Source organism: Actinomadura rayongensis, assembly GCF_009831215.1.
Taxonomy (GTDB): domain Bacteria; phylum Actinomycetota; class Actinomycetes; order Streptosporangiales; family Streptosporangiaceae; genus Spirillospora; species Spirillospora rayongensis.
Window position 1 is genome coordinate 1 of record NZ_WUTW01000009.1, and the last position, 13,966, is coordinate 13,966.

Annotated in this window: 14 protein-coding genes; 7 read left to right on the forward strand and 7 right to left on the reverse strand. The window is 71.5% G+C overall.

What is annotated here, in order from left to right:
- Positions 1-429 (forward strand): zinc-binding dehydrogenase (locus tag GQ466_RS27740; protein ID WP_161106021.1); only part of this gene is annotated, 429 nt, incomplete at its 5' end.
- Between the two features lie 55 nt (positions 430-484).
- Here the strand turns inward: GQ466_RS27740 and GQ466_RS31095 are convergent.
- Together GQ466_RS31095 and GQ466_RS27750 are read right to left on the reverse strand one after the other, a co-directional pair.
- Complete coding sequence (locus tag GQ466_RS31095; RefSeq protein WP_202421239.1) at positions 485-2,767, reverse strand: tetratricopeptide repeat protein; 2,283 nt, start codon at positions 2,765-2,767, stop codon at positions 485-487.
- A gap of 382 nt (positions 2,768-3,149) precedes the next feature.
- Positions 3,150-3,782, reverse strand: coding sequence for a TetR/AcrR family transcriptional regulator (locus GQ466_RS27750; protein ID WP_161106022.1), 633 nt, complete (start codon positions 3,780-3,782; stop codon positions 3,150-3,152).
- Between the two features lie 78 nt (positions 3,783-3,860).
- Here GQ466_RS27750 and GQ466_RS27755 point away from each other — a divergent pair, with 78 nt between their 5' ends.
- The gene (locus GQ466_RS27755) at positions 3,861-4,700 is read left to right on the forward strand and encodes an alpha/beta fold hydrolase (protein ID WP_161106023.1); all 840 of its coding nucleotides are present in this window, start codon (positions 3,861-3,863) and stop codon (positions 4,698-4,700) included.
- 12 nt (positions 4,701-4,712) lie between these two features.
- On the opposite strand, the gene GQ466_RS27760 is transcribed toward GQ466_RS27755, so the two are convergent.
- Positions 4,713-5,159: a MerR family transcriptional regulator gene (locus GQ466_RS27760; protein ID WP_161106024.1), complete on the reverse strand. Its 447-nt coding sequence runs from the start codon at positions 5,157-5,159 to the stop codon at positions 4,713-4,715.
- Positions 5,160-5,253: 94 nt separating this feature from the next.
- Between GQ466_RS27760 and GQ466_RS27765 the strand changes: the two genes are divergently transcribed.
- Entirely contained in the window at positions 5,254-6,165 is a 912-nt protein-coding gene (locus GQ466_RS27765; RefSeq protein WP_161106025.1) for an alpha/beta hydrolase family protein, read from the forward strand.
- 3 nt (positions 6,166-6,168) lie between these two features.
- On the opposite strand, the gene GQ466_RS27770 is transcribed toward GQ466_RS27765, so the two are convergent.
- Positions 6,169-6,756: a TetR/AcrR family transcriptional regulator gene (locus GQ466_RS27770; RefSeq protein WP_161106026.1), complete on the reverse strand. Its 588-nt coding sequence runs from the start codon at positions 6,754-6,756 to the stop codon at positions 6,169-6,171.
- Between the two features lie 95 nt (positions 6,757-6,851).
- On the opposite strand from GQ466_RS27770, the gene GQ466_RS27775 reads away from it, so the two are divergent.
- Positions 6,852-7,793 carry an NmrA family NAD(P)-binding protein gene (locus tag GQ466_RS27775; RefSeq protein WP_161106027.1) on the forward strand — a complete coding sequence of 314 codons (942 nt, stop codon included), beginning with the start codon at positions 6,852-6,854 and terminating at the stop codon, positions 7,791-7,793.
- Positions 7,794-7,802: 9 nt separating this feature from the next.
- Here the strand turns inward: GQ466_RS27775 and GQ466_RS27780 are convergent, their stop codons facing one another.
- Positions 7,803-8,675: an NmrA family NAD(P)-binding protein gene (locus GQ466_RS27780; protein WP_161106028.1), complete on the reverse strand. Its 873-nt coding sequence runs from the start codon at positions 8,673-8,675 to the stop codon at positions 7,803-7,805.
- A gap of 57 nt (positions 8,676-8,732) precedes the next feature.
- Between GQ466_RS27780 and GQ466_RS27785 the strand changes: the two genes are divergently transcribed.
- The gene (locus tag GQ466_RS27785) at positions 8,733-9,095 is read left to right on the forward strand and encodes a winged helix-turn-helix transcriptional regulator (RefSeq protein WP_161106029.1); all 363 of its coding nucleotides are present in this window, start codon (positions 8,733-8,735) and stop codon (positions 9,093-9,095) included.
- Between the two features lie 28 nt (positions 9,096-9,123).
- Here GQ466_RS27785 and GQ466_RS27790 read toward each other — a convergent pair whose 3' ends face one another.
- Positions 9,124-10,269, reverse strand: coding sequence for an RICIN domain-containing protein (locus tag GQ466_RS27790; RefSeq protein WP_161106030.1), 1,146 nt, complete (start codon positions 10,267-10,269; stop codon positions 9,124-9,126).
- 227 nt (positions 10,270-10,496) lie between these two features.
- On the opposite strand from GQ466_RS27790, the gene GQ466_RS27795 reads away from it, so the two are divergent.
- The gene (locus GQ466_RS27795; protein ID WP_161106031.1) at positions 10,497-11,804 is read left to right on the forward strand and encodes a S8 family peptidase; all 1,308 of its coding nucleotides are present in this window, start codon (positions 10,497-10,499) and stop codon (positions 11,802-11,804) included.
- Positions 11,805-11,865: 61 nt separating this feature from the next.
- Here the strand turns inward: GQ466_RS27795 and GQ466_RS27800 are convergent, their stop codons facing one another.
- Positions 11,866-12,525 (reverse strand): TetR family transcriptional regulator, encoded by a 660-nt coding sequence (locus GQ466_RS27800; RefSeq protein WP_161106032.1) that lies wholly within the window; start codon positions 12,523-12,525, stop codon positions 11,866-11,868.
- Between the two features lie 120 nt (positions 12,526-12,645).
- On the opposite strand from GQ466_RS27800, the gene GQ466_RS27805 reads away from it, so the two are divergent.
- Positions 12,646-13,863, forward strand: coding sequence for a lipase family protein (locus tag GQ466_RS27805; RefSeq protein WP_202421240.1), 1,218 nt, complete (start codon positions 12,646-12,648; stop codon positions 13,861-13,863).
- The last annotated feature ends 103 nt before the right edge of the window (positions 13,864-13,966 follow it).

Sequence of the window (13,966 nt, forward strand, 5' to 3'; positions counted from 1 at the left end):
CCCGACAAAACCCAAGCAGTCCTGGACGCCGGCGCGGACGCCGTCGTGAACTACAAAGACCCCGACGCCGCCGCCCAAATCCGCGCACACACCGGCGGCACCGGCGTCGACACCGTCCTGGACAACGTCGGCGGCCCCATGGTCCCCCTGGCCATCCAAGCCGCACGACTCGGCGGACGCATCGTCCTCTCAGCCATCATGGGCGGCCGAACCATCGAACTCCACATCAACGACATCTTCTCCAAGCACCTCGATATCCTCGGCACACGCGCGGCCACGCGGCGGGAGCAGGAACTCGTCCTGGACTTCGCCGCGCGCGGGCAGATCGCTCCCGTGATCGGCGCCCGCTACCCACTGACCGAAGCAGCCGACGCGCACGCCGCCCTGGACGCAGGCGCGCACGTCGGCAAGATCGTGCTGGTGCCGTAACACGCCCACGGCGCGGCCGGAGTGACCAACCCGCCTGAGCCACTTCCCAGGCGACCTACCGGCGGACGGCCTCCAGATTCGCCCGCACGGTTTCGGTGAGTGGATGGTCGCCGCCCAGCATCCGCTCGCAGTCGGCCAAGGTCGACTCGTACAGCGGGACCGCCCTGTCCAGGTCTCCGGCCGCCTGGTAGGCGTGGGCAAGGTTGTTGCGGGAGGACAGGGTGTTGGGATGGTCGGCGCCCAACACCCGTTCGCGGTCGGCCAGGGTCGCCTCATACAGCGGGATCGCCCGGCCCAGGTGTCCAACCGACTGGTAGGCGCCAGCGAGGTTGTTGCGAGAGGTCAGGGTGTTGGGGTGGTCGCCCGAGAGCACCCGCTCGGAGTCAGCCAAAGTCGCTTCGAACAGCGGGATCGCCGTGTCCAGGTCTCCGGCCGCCTGGTAGGCGTGGGCGAGGTTGTTGCGGGAAGTCAGGGTGTTGGGGTGGTCGCTGCCCAGCACCCGCTCGCAGTCGGCCAGGGTGGCTTCGTACAACGGAACCGCCCGGCGCAGGTCCCCCGCCGACTCGTAGGCGTGGGCCAGGTTGTTGCGGGAGGACAACGTGTCGGGGTGGTCGCCGCCCAACACCCGCTCGCAGTCGACCAGGGTCGCCTCGTACAACGGAACCGCCCGGCGCAGGTCCCCCGCCGACTCGTAGGCGTGGGCCAGGTTGTTGCGGGAGGACAACGTGTCGGGGTGGTCGCCGCCCAACACCCGCTCGCAGTCGACCAGGGTCGCCTCGTACAACGGAACCGCCCGGCGCAGATCGCCCACTACCTCGTACGCGTGGGCGAGGTTGTTGCGGGAGATCAGCGTGTCGGGGTGGTCACCGCCCAGCACCCGCTCCCGGTTTGTCAGGGTGGCCTCGTGCAGCGGGATCGCCCGTCCCAGATCTCCTGCCGCCTGGTAGGCGCTGGCGAGGTTGTTGCGGGAAGTCAGGGTGTCGGGGTGGTCACCGCCCAACACCCGCTCCCAGTCGGCCAGGGTCGCCTCGTACAACGGAACCGCCCGGCGCAGATCCCCCGCCGCCCGGTAGGCGTCGGCAAGGTTGTTGCGGCTGGTGAAAGTGTTGCGGTGGTCGGGGCCGTTCAGGCGCAGATCACAGTTCAGTGCGCGCTCGTAGTAGTCGATGGCGCGTGCCAGCTCGCCTTGGTCTTGCAGAAAGTTGGCGGCGTGGTTGAGTAGTCGGGCGGTGGTGGGGGTGTCGGTGTCGGGTGGGGCGTGTTGGGCGAGGGCGTCCACGTGGGGAATGAGTGTGCGCCAAGTAGGCCATCCGGCCGGGTCGGCGGGGTCGGCGGGGCGGGCTTGGTCGAGCAGTGCGGTGGCCGCGTGGCAGGCAATGTGGACGTCGGCGGGTTGGCGGTGGGAGTCGCCATCTACGTGGGGGTCGGGGGTGCGGGCGACGGCTTGGACCAGGCGGTGCAGGGTGATCGTCTCGGTGTTGAGGGTGATCATGCTGTAGGCGGCCAGGTCGCCCAGCGCCGCGGCCAGAAGGGCAGGTCCAGCCAGCGGGGCGAGCAGGGTCCGGGGGATGTCTTGTGGTGCCCACCAGGCCAGAACGCGCAGTAGTTCTCCCGCCAGCGGCGAGAGGTGGTCGAGGGTGAGGCGCCAGATCCGGGCGATGGTCCGTTCGGCGTCGCTGCCGCGCGCGGCCCGGTCGTAGACCACGGCCGGGTCGGCGCGCAGCAACTCCAAATAGCCGTCCGGGGACAGGCGTGTCTGGCGGATGAAGGCAGCGGCTTGTTTGACCGCCAGTGGCAGGTACCCCAGTTCGTCGCACAGCGCGGCGGTCCCGGTGAGGTCGGCGTCGGGTCGGCCAGCGGTGACGATTTCGGTCAGGAGTTCGTGTGCTTCGGGCGGGCTCAGCACGTCCAGCTCGATCAGCGCCGCACCCAGGTCGTGCCAGCCTTCGCGCAGGCGGCTGGTGATCAGGAACCGGCCGCCCGGGGCGCCGGTCACCAGCCCGGCCACATCAACGGCATCGGTGACGTTGTCCAGGACCACCAGCCAGTCGGTGTGGGCGGCGAGCCAGCGCCGCGCCCACGCCGCCCGGTCTTCCAACGGGACGGCCACGGGGGCGGTGCGGGTCATGTCCGGGACCAGCATCCCCGCCAGCCCGGCCAGGCCCTCGGTGAGGTTCGCCGGGGCGTCGGCGGTGATCCACCAGGTCAGCGTGTGCTCGGTGGCATGGCGGTGCGCCCAGTGCGCGGCCAGCGCACTCTTGCCCACCCCGCCCAACCCGTGCACCGCCTGCACCACCGCACCACCCGGACCCCGCAACGCCGAATCCAGCTCGGCCAACTTCCCGCCCCGACCCACGAACACCCCCGTACGCGCCGGCAGCGCTGGGGCTACCCACGGCGGCGGGGCCACCTCATCGGCGCGCGGCAGCGGAACCGCCTGATACACATCGCCCACGTGCGTGGGCGAGTCGATCACATCCCGTCCGGCGGCGATCGCCCCGACACCTGCGGCCTCGACCCGCCGCTCCGGCTGTTCTGCCTCAGCCTCCCGGTCGGGGGGACGGCGGCTCCTGCGCCAGATCACGACGCCGCCGGGTCGTCCCGGGTGACCTCGGTGCGCGCATCGGTCACGTCACCACCGCCCGCACCCATCACGTCTGCCTCACAACGTTGAGGACCGGCGGCGCACCCGCCGTACACCAATTGTCCCGCGCCGCCCCTCAACCCACCGTTCCTTCGCCGGACCCGGACACACCGAATCTCGCATTCGGGTCGGCGTCGAAAATGGTGCCGAGTTGGGCGTCCAGGACGGCCAGGGTTTCTTCGGGGGTGCGAGCGCCCAGGAGCAGTGGGTAGCGCAAGCCTTCCAGGACGGCGACCAGGTGGTGGGAGGCCCGGTCGAGCGATTCTGCCGGTACGCCGACGGCGGCCAGTTGGGTGCGGACGAACGCGGTGAGGTTCGCGTAGGCCTCGGCGGCGAGCTTCTGGGTCGCGGGGTCGATCGCCGCGCGGGCCAGGAAGGCCATCCAGACTCTGGCGCCGCGGCGTGACTCCTCGTCCAGCGGGAGGAGCCGGGTGAAGAAGTAGCGGTAGAGGTCGCGGGCCGGGGCGTCGGGGTGTTCGGCCATGCGCCGCCGCATGCGGACGGCCAGGTTCTCGTTGCCGTACTCCAGGGCGAACAGGATCATCTCGTCCTTCGTCTTGAAGTAGTGCTGGACGGCGCCCATCGACACGCCGGCCTCGGCCGCCACCGTGCGCAGGCTGGCCCCCTCGCTTCCCTTCGCGGCCAGCAGAGCCAGGACCGCCTCGGCGATCGCGCGGCGGCGCTCCTCGTGGTCCACCTGCTTGGGCATCCGCCCTCCCTCTATGCAATGCACTCGCATTGCCAAGCTGTTACCATGCAGGTGCATTGTAAAACGAGGAGGTGGCCGATGGAGACGCGGACGGCGCGCAACGGAGAGGTCGAGATCGCCTACGAGGTGTTCGGGGACGCGGGACGGCCGCTGCTGCTCGCCGGCGGCCTCGACGCACAGATGATCTGGTGGGCCGACGGGTTCTGCGACGGTCTTGTCCGGGGCGGGTTCCAGGTCGTCCGGTTCGACTACCGGGACGCCGGACTGTCGACGCATTTCACCGGCAGAAAGCAGGCCTACACCCGCGACGACATGCTCGACGACATGAACGCCGTCCTCGACGCGATCGGGTGGGACTCCGCCCACATTCTCGGACTGTCGATGGGCGCCGGGCTCGCCCAGTTCGCCGCGCTCCGCTCCCCGCAGCGCTACCGGACGCTGACACTGGTCAACGGCCTGCCCATGGACGACGCGGGCTTCGGCATGTTCCGCCACATCCGCTTTCCCGGGCCCTTCCGCGGCGCTCTGCGGCGCTACGGCACGTCCCGGGACGAGCAGATCCGGATGCTCATGAACGTCATGCGGCTGACCGAAGGCCGGTTCCACGCGTTCGACGAGACCTGGCTGCGCGAAACCGCCGAACGGTGCCTCGACCGCAGAACGCCCGACCCGCTCGCGCGCCGCCGACAGATGGCGACCGCCCTGCGCGACAAGCAGAAATTCTCACTTGCTGAAATCAAGCACCCGACGCTGGTGATCAGCGGGCTCGCCGACCCGCTCGTGAAGCCGACGGCCGGACGGCGCCTCGCCGCCCGGATCCCCGGCGCACGGCTCCTCACCGTGCCCGACCTCGGACACGGAATCACCCCGCACCACTGGCCGCTGATCACCGGCGAACTCGACGCGCACGCTCGCTGACGACCTCGCCTGTCAACCTGGTGACGTCGTGCGCGGCGCCGTGGCTGCGGAACTTCGGGCTGAGGCTGCGCTCGCGTGCTGCTCGGCTTCCGCCGCCGGGCATGGTCGGCCGGTGAGCATGTTGGCGGTGGCGCCGTTGATGACGGAGTCGAGCCGGTCGCGTGTGTCGGCCAGCTCGGCGATCCGCCTGTCGATGCTGTCGCGTTCCGCGGCGAGCCGGTCGAGCAGGGCGGGGGTGGCGTTGCCGTCGACGACGCACGGCAGGAGGTCGACGATGGTCTTGCTGGACAGCCCTGCGGTGTAGAGGCGCTGGATCAGCCGGACGCGTTCGACCGCGCCGTCGGGGTAGTGGCGCTGGCCGCTGGGGCTGCGCTCGGCGGTGAGCAGGTCCTGTTCTTCGTAGTACCGCAGGGCCCGGACGCTGACGCCCGTCCGGTCGGCCAGTTCCCCGATGCGCATGGTCGCCCTCCGGTGATGTGCGGAACTTCCCTTGCCTCTGACGTCAACGTCAGGTTTTAGCGTAACGGACGAACCGGAACATGAAGGGGACTCCATGAACGTCACGCCGATCGTCTCGGTCAGCCCGATCGTCCTGCCCGCGCCGGAGCGAGGCGAGGATCTGCACGTGCGGGTGACCGCGCCGGTCACCGGACGCGACCTGCCGATCGTCCTGTTCGCCCACGGGTTCGGGTCGTCCCTCGACGGCTACCGGCCCCTGACCGACTACTGGGCCTCCCACGGCTTCGTCGTGATCCAGGCGACCCATCTGGACTCCAAGCGGCTGGACCTCGCCGCAAACGATCCCAGGAAGGACCGGTTCTGGCGGTTCCGCGTCTCGGACATGAAGCGCATCCTGGACGACCTCGACCTGCTGACGGCGGCCGTCCCCGGCCTGGCCGGGCGCCCGGACCCGGGCCGGATCGCCGCCGCCGGGCACTCGTTCGGCGGCCAGACCGCCGCGATCCTGCTGGGCCTGCGCGTCACCGACCCGGAGACCGGGGTCGCGGAGGATCTGTCCGACGCGCGGGTCACGGCGGGCGTCCTGCTCGCCACGGCCGGGAAGGGCGGCGACGAGCTGACCCCGTTCGCTATCGAGAACCTTCCCTGGCTGCGCGACCAGGACTTCGCGCACGTCACCGCACCGGCCCTCGTCGTCGCCGGGGACAAGGACGATCTCACGCTGCTGTCCGCCCGGGGCCCTGAATGGACCACCGACCCCTACACCCTCAGCCCCGGCCCGAAAAGCCTGCTCACCCTCTTCGGCGCGGAACACTTCCTCGGCGGCATCTCCGGCGACGAGGTCACCGAGACCACCGACGAGAACCCCGCGCGGGTCGCCCTCGTCCAGCAGGCCACGCTCGCGTACCTGCGCCACGTCCTCGGCGTCGACGGCTCCGACTGGACGGCCCTGCGATCGGCCCTCGCCCCGGACGCCCATCCGATGGGACGACTGGACTCCAAGTAGCCGCTACGTCCCTGGGCGACCACCGCCGCGCGGCGCGCCCAGTCCCGCCACGGCCAGGCGGAACAGCCGGTCGGCGCGGACGGCCGGGTCGGGCGCGTGCTCGGTGGCCAGGGCGATGCCGACGAGCAGCGTGATCAGGTCGGCGACCGTCACGTCCGGGTCCACGGCGCCGTCCTGCGCGGCGCGGCGGAGCAGCGGGGCCGCCGCCTCCTGGAGGGTCGCGGCGCAGGCGTTGTCGTGGACGGGGTCGGAGGCCGCGCTGTCGTAGGCCAGCGCGGCGGCGAGCCCGCGGGCGGCGACGCAGTAGGCCAGGACGTCGTGCAGCCAGGCCAGCAGCGCGGCCCGGGCGTCGTCCTCGGTGGCCAGGTCGTGGGCGCGGACGCGCAGGGCCTCGACCCGTTCCCGGGAGACCGCCGTCAGCAGCGCCCGGCGGGTGGGGAAGTGCCGGCGGACGGTCGCCGAGCCGACCCCGGCGATCCGGGCGATCTGTTCCAGGGACGCGTCGGCGCCGTGGACGGCGACCTCGTCCTCGGCGACCGCGAGGATCCGCGCGTAGTTGCGCCGGGCGTCGGCGCGGCGACGGTCCGGCATCGGCGTCTCCCGGGCTTGCTAAGTGGCGGGGTCCGCCATATCTTAGCGGCACCATAAACGGCGGGCCCCGCCGTTTATCTTCGGGGAGGGCCGTCATGCCGTCACGTTCCGCGTTCGTCCTGGTCACCGGCGCGACCGGGAGGCAGGGCGGCGCCACCGCCCGCGCACTGCTCGCGGCGGGCGTCCCCGTCCGCGCGCTGGTGCGCGACCCGGGCACCGAGCGCGCCCGGGCCGTCGAAGCGCTCGGCGCCGAGCTGGTCACCGGCGATCTGCACGACCGCGCCTCGGTGGTCCGGGCCGCGACCGGCGCTCGCGCCGTGTTCTCCGTGCAGATGCCCGGCCGGACGGCGTCCGGGTTCGACTTCGCCGGCGAGGTCGCCCAGGGCGTCAACCTGATCGAGGGCGCGCGGGCCGCCGGGGTGCCGCAGTTCGTGCACACGTCCGTCGCCGGGGCCGGTCAGCACACCCGAGACCCCGGCTGGGCCGAAGGGCGCTGGGCGGCGGTCGAACCCACCCTCAGCGCCAAGACCGCCATCCAGGACCGGCTGCGCACGGCCGGGTTCCCGCGCTGGACGCTGCTCAAGCCCGGCTTCTTCATGGAGAACTTCCTCCCGTCCCTCCGCTTCCTGTTCCCGCGCGGCGTCGAGGGCGGGTTGGTGAGCGTCCTGAAGCCGGAGACGCGGCTGTCCCTGGTGGCCGTGGACGACATCGGACGCGCGGCAGCCGCCGCGATCGCCGAGCCGGAACGCTTCCACCGCGTCGAACTCGAACTGGCGAGCGACTACCTGTCGATGGAGCAGATCGCCGACGTCCTCTCCCGCGCCCTGGCCACGCCGCTCTCCGCGCCGGACATGACCGAGGCCGAGGCCCTGGCCGCCGGAATGCCCCCGATGGGCGCCGCGCACGACCGGCTGAACGTGGTCGGCCAGCCGGCCCGTCCGCAGTACGCCCGGGACCTCGGGATCCCGCTCACCAGTTTCGAGGAATGGGCGCGGCGGAACCTGACGTCGGGCGCCGCCGCGCACACGCCGATCTGAAGCTCCGGTTCAGCGGTCGGGCCAGTCGCGTCGGGCGGCCCACTCCCGCAGCGTGGTGGTGCCCACGCGGATCGTCGACGGGTCGGGCGCGGGGCGGGCGGACGCTCCGGCCGGGGGCTGGCTGTAGGCGGCGGCGATGCCGGCGGCGGTCTCGCCGCCCAGATGCGGGGCGAGCATGCGTTCGTACTCGGCGGCGTCGACGGTCGTCCACCGGACCGGACGGCCGAGGGCGGCGGCGAGTTCGGCGGCGGCCTGGTCGCCGGTCAGGGCGGCGGGGCCCGCCACCACCTGGAGCGGCGGCGGCGACGGCGCGGTCACGAGGTCCGCGACGGCGGCGGCCAGGTCATCCAGCGCGAGCCAGGGCACCGCCAGGTCGGCGGGCAGCGGGTAGGCGAGTTCGCCCGCCATGACTCTGGCCGCCGACCAGGGCGCGTTCAGGTTCTCCATGTAGGTGGCGGCCGGACGGATGACGGTCGCCGACGGCACGGTCTCGGGCAGACGGGCGGCCAGACGGACGCGCGCGTCCACGAACGGGACGCCTACCGGCTGCGCGGGCACCGGGCCTCCGGCGTTGAACACCGCCCGCGGGACCTTCGCGTCCTCCAGGGCGCGCAGGACCGCCTCGGCCTGCGCCACGGCACGGCCGGACGCGAAGTCCAGCGGCAACTGGACGACGACGGCATCGGCACCCGCGTAAGCGGCGGTCAGCGAAGGGACGTCCGACAGGTCGGCGAAGACCGCCTCGGCGTCCGGATGCAGCCGCGCCGAGCCGGTGTCACGGACTGCGGCCCGCACCCGGTGACCGGCCGCCAGGAGGCGGGACACCACGGGAGCGCCCTGGGCGCCTGTCGCGCCGTGGACCACGATCGTTGAGCGATTCATGGCGGCGACGCTAGTTTCACCCGGAAAGCAGTACCTAATACGTAATATTGTTTCCCTATGGAAACCATTGGCCCTGACGAGCTGAAATACCTGGCGAACGCGCAATCCACCGGATGCGGGATCGAGCGCACGCTCACCGTTCTGGACGGCAAATGGACCACGCTGATCGTCCGGGAACTGCTGACCGGCCCCAAACGGTTCGGCGAGATCCGCGCGGCCCTCGGCACGCCGAGCGCCAAGACCCTCACCGACCGGCTCCGCTCCCTGGAGCACCAGGCGATCCTCACCCGCACGGTCCACGCCGAGGTCCCGCCGCGCGTCGTCTATGCGCTGACCGAGCACGGGACCAGCCTCAGCAGCGTGCTGCACGCCATGCTCATCTGGGGAGAACAGCACCCGCTTCCCCCGGAAAGGCGCTGAAGGAACCCGTTCAGCGCCGATCCCGGCCTTAGACGGCGGCGGAGCCGGGGAGGGTGGACCATTTCTGTCCGCTGCTGCCGTTGCACGTGCGGATGACCAGGGCGGTTCCCCTGTTGCCCGAACCGACGTCCGCGCATTTGCCCGAGCCGGTGCCGATCAGGGCGCCGTCCTTGAAGGTCCATTGCTGGTTGGGGCGGCCGTGGCAGGGCCACAGGATGATCGGGGTGCCGTCGGCGGTGGAGGCCCCGCGCACGTCCAGGCACTGACCCAGCGAACGCAGTGTGCGGTCGCTCTGCGGGCGCCATCGCTGGTTCTGGTTGCCGTGGCAGTCGTAGGCGACGATCGCGCTGCCGTCGCCGTCGCCGCTGGCGTCCATGCAGCGTCCACCGGCGGTGGCCTTGTAGATCAGCGTGTCACGGGTGGACAGGAAGCCGCGGGTGAGGCGGACGCCGTTGCCGACTTGCACCGCGCGGTAGTCGCCCTTGCCGACGCAGTCGCTGTACTCCTTGCCGGCCTTGGTCGTGCCGGTCAGACCGCCCGCGTCCGTGCTGGTCGGGCCGCCGAACGTCACGTCGGCGCGGGGCATCTCGGCGCAGCTGGGGACGCCGGCGAAGTATTCGACGAAGCCGGCCTGGCCGCCGGTGAGGGTGCCGCTTCCGGCCGGGACCTTGTAGGTGCCGATGTGGGTCTTGGCGCCGGTGACGGTGTCGGTCGCCGTTCCCGTCCACGTGTCGGTTGCGGTGCGGGTGACGGTGAGGTCGTAGGTGTGGCCGTAGACGGCGTCGAACTCGGTCGCGCACGTGACGCCGCCGCCGTTGTCGGCGCCCGGATGGCAGTTGGCGTCGGTGGTGGAGGCGCCGTCGCCGAAGAGGGAGAAGTGGGCGTCCAGCCGCTGCTTGCCGTTCTTGTCCGCGCGCGGCTGCAGGCCGATGTACCCCATGACGTTGTGCTGGAAGTTGTACTGCTGCGCGAAGAAGGTCCCGCCGCGCGGGTCGGTGGCGGGGTTGGCGGCGATGGGGAAGGTGATGTTCGTCAGTCCCTGGGCGGGCGTGCCGGGGATCGACCAACCGATGGAGACGTTGCCGCCGCCGACCGATGCGGACGCCGGGTGAGCGACTGACAGCAGGATCCCTGCGCCGGCGACGGCGGTGAGACATCTGGTGCGCGTGAGCATGAGCGTTCCTTTCGGCGGGGCGGCCATCGTGAAGAGGGAGACCTCGAACCGGCCGCCCGATTACGGCCCGAGCGGAATTTCCCGGCCCGGCACGCATGCTCAGCACCGGTCGAGGTTCTTTTTGTGCGCGCGGCTGTAATCGGCGGGCGCGATCCCCGTCTCCCAGACGTGCCGCGGCTCCCCTCGCGGCACGCCGAGCCCCGCAGAGCGAAAGGTGAACCCCCCCGATGCACGCACCACGCCTCGCCGGCTGCGCGATCGCCGCCGCCGGCGCGCTGGTCCTTCCCCTCGTGACCGTGTCGCCCGCGGTCGCGGAAGGACCGATCGTGAACGCGCAGGCGGCGCGGCCCGTCAAGGGCAGCTACATCGTCACGCTCAAGGACACCCCGGCGCTGCGGCGGGACGGCGTGGGAGGCCGGGCGCAGCAGCTCACGCACGCGTACTCCGGACGCGTCGGCTTCGTCTACTCCAGCGCCGTCACCGGCTTCCAGGCGCATCTCAGCGCGGAGAAGGCGCGCCGGCTCGCGGCCGACCCCGCCGTCGCGTCGGTCGAGCAGGACGCGATCTCCTCGGCGTCCGACGTCCAGCCGAACCCGCCGTCGTGGGGCCTGGACCGCGCCGACCAGAAGAGGCTGCCGCTCGACCACGGCTACTCCTACGGCACCAAGGCGTCCAACGTGACGGCCTACATCATCGACACCGGTCTCTCGACGTCGCACGCGGACTTCGGCGGCCGTGCCAGCTCCGGCTACGACTTCGTCGACAACGACACCGACGCCAACGACTGCAACGGGCACGGCACGCACGTCGCCGGGACGGTCGGCGGCGCCGCTTACGGGATCGCCAAGGGCGTGAAGCTGGTCGGCGTCCGCGTGCTGGGCTGCGACGGGAGGGGAGCGAACTCGGGCATCATCAAGGCCATCGACTGGGTGGCCGCCCACGCCGCCAAACCCGCCGTCGCCAACATGAGTTTGGGCGGCAGCGCCAGCCCCGCGCTGGACGCCGCCGTGGAGCGCGCCGTCACCGCGGGCATCACCTTCGCCGTCGCCGCGGGCAACGACAACGCCAACGCCTGCAACACGTCACCGGCCCGCGCCCGGGGCGCGCTCACCGTCGGCGCGACCACCTCGACCGACGCCCGCGCCTCGTTCTCCAACTACGGCTCGTGCCTGGACCTGTTCGCGCCCGGCTACCAGATCACGTCGACCTGGATCGGCGGGAGAACCGCCACCGCCACGCTGTCGGGCACCTCGATGGCCACCCCGCACGTCACGGGCGCCGCCGCGCTGGTCCTGGCCGCGCACCCCGGCTACTCCCCCGAGCAGGTCGGCTCCGCGCTGACGTCCGCCGCGACCACCGGCGTCGTCGGCAACCCCGGCAGCGGATCGGCCAACCGGCTGCTGTTCACCGGCGGCGGCACGCCCGCGTCCCCCGGACCGGCCCCGACGCCGACCCCGCCCTCCCAGCCGTCCGACGGCGACTGGTGGACGCAGTTCTGGAACTGGCTGATCGGCCTGAACAAGCGCGCCTTCTGACCGGCCGCAATCTCCGCGCGGTGGTCCCGTCCCCGCAACGGGAACACCGCGCGGCCCTTCGTCAGGTGGACGCGATCTCGGCCTCGATCTGCCGGTAGGCGGTCATGAACAGGTCGGTGATGACGTCGGCGATTTCGTCGAGAGAGGAGTCGAGGTGGCCGAGAGCCCATTGGGCCATGGTGTGGGCGGCGCCGCCGGTGAGGACCATGGCGCCGGTGAGAAGCCGGGTGTTGACCGGGACGCCGAGGTGGACGGCGGCGAGTTCGGCGTTGTTGCGGGCGAAGTCCCGGGTGACGCGGTAGCGCTGCTCCTCCAGGCGGGGCGTGGCGCCGACGACCTCGACGAAGACGATCCGGGCCTCCCTGACGTCGTCGGCGACGGCGTGGACGAACGCGTGCATGCCCGCGCGGGCCTGGTCGGCGAGGGTGGGCGGGGCGGCGGCGACCGCGGCGTAGGTCGTGTCGAGGATTCTGCTCGTCAGCTGGTCGTACAGCGCCGACAGCAGGTCATCGCGGTCCTTGAACGACTCGTAGAAGTAGCGCTCGGTGAGCCCGGCCTGCCGGCAGACGTTCCGCAGCGTCAGGTCCGCGCGACCCGCCGTGCCGCAGATCTCCAGCGCGGCCTCCAGGAACGTCTCACGGCGACGGGCACGCCGTTCTTCGGCGTCGAGGCCCCCGTAGCGACGGCCGGAAAGACCTTGTGACTTATCTGAGTGCCCCACTTCTTCCTTTCTCTCAAAGCCGCATGTCGCTGCCCGACCCCATCTGACATCGTCTCTTGTCACATCATCTGACATCGCACGCAGTCAGATGGCGACCCGCCCCGTTCGAGGAGCCCACACGTGAAGCTGAAAGCGCTGACCACCGTAGCCGTGCTCGCCGCGGCGACCCTCATCGGCGTCCCGGCGGCGCCCGCGTCCGCCGACGACGCCTTCTACACCCCGCCCGCGCCCCTGCCCGCGGGCAGCCCCGGCGACATCATCAAGTCGCAGCCGTCGCGGTACGACAACTCCACGGCGACCCGGATCATGTACCTGAGCCGCGACGCCAAGGACCAGCCGATCCCGGTGACCGGCACGGTGTTCGTGCCGACCAAGGCCTGGGGCGGCCCCGGCCCGCGCCCGGTCGTGGCCTACGCCCCGTTCACCGCGGGCATGGGCGACCAGTGCGCTCCGTCCAAGACGCTGGCCGGCGAGGGGCAGAACGACATCGTCGCGATCTTCCAGAAGGGCTACATCGACCGGCTGCTCGACAAGGGCATCGCGGTCGCCCAGACCGACTACGAGGGCCTCGGCACCCCCGGCGACCACCCGTACGTGATGCGGCTGTCGGAGGCGCACACCGTCCTGGACGTGCTGCGCGCCGCCAAGCGGCTGCCCGCGGCCGGCCTGCCCGCCGACGGCCCCGCCGGGATCGTCGGCTACTCCGAGGGCGGCGGGGCGTCCGCCTCGGCCGCCGAACTCGCCTCCACTTATGCGCCCGAGCTGAACATCAAGGGCGCCTATGCCGGGGCGCCCCCGGCCGACAAGGCCAAGCTGGCCAAGAGCCTGGACGGGTCGCTGTACGCCGCGTTCGCCGGTTACTCCCTGATCGGCATCCAGACCTCCTACCCCGAGGCCGACATCCCCGGCCTGGCCAACGACCAGGGCAAGAAGCTGTTCGAGGAGGCGGCGAAGACCTGCACCCTCGACGGGATGCTCAAGTACATGTTCATGCAGACCAAGTCGCTGACCAGGGACGGCCGCCCGATCGCCGACTACCTGGACCAGGCGCCGTTCGACAAGATCGTCGCCGAGAACCGGATCGGCACCCTCAAGCCCGCGATGCCGGTGGAGATCCAGCACTCCCCGTTCGACGACGTCATCCCGCAGGAGATCGGCAAGCAGCTCGCCAAGGACTGGTGCGCCAAGGGCGCCAACGTCACCTTCGACGGCGCGCTGATCGCCTCCCCGGTGTTCGCCCACATCACCGGCGCGGTCACCGCCCCCGCGACGGCCGCCGCATGGATGAACGACCGCTTCCAGGACAAGCCCGTCACGGGCAACTGCGGCTCGTTCTAACACCCCGCCGCAACCCGCCTGCCGCGAGCGTCGTCCGCCCACGGCAGGCGGGGCGGTACTTCCCCCGGCCGACGGGAGGTCTTGACCGGATAATTCGTAAGCC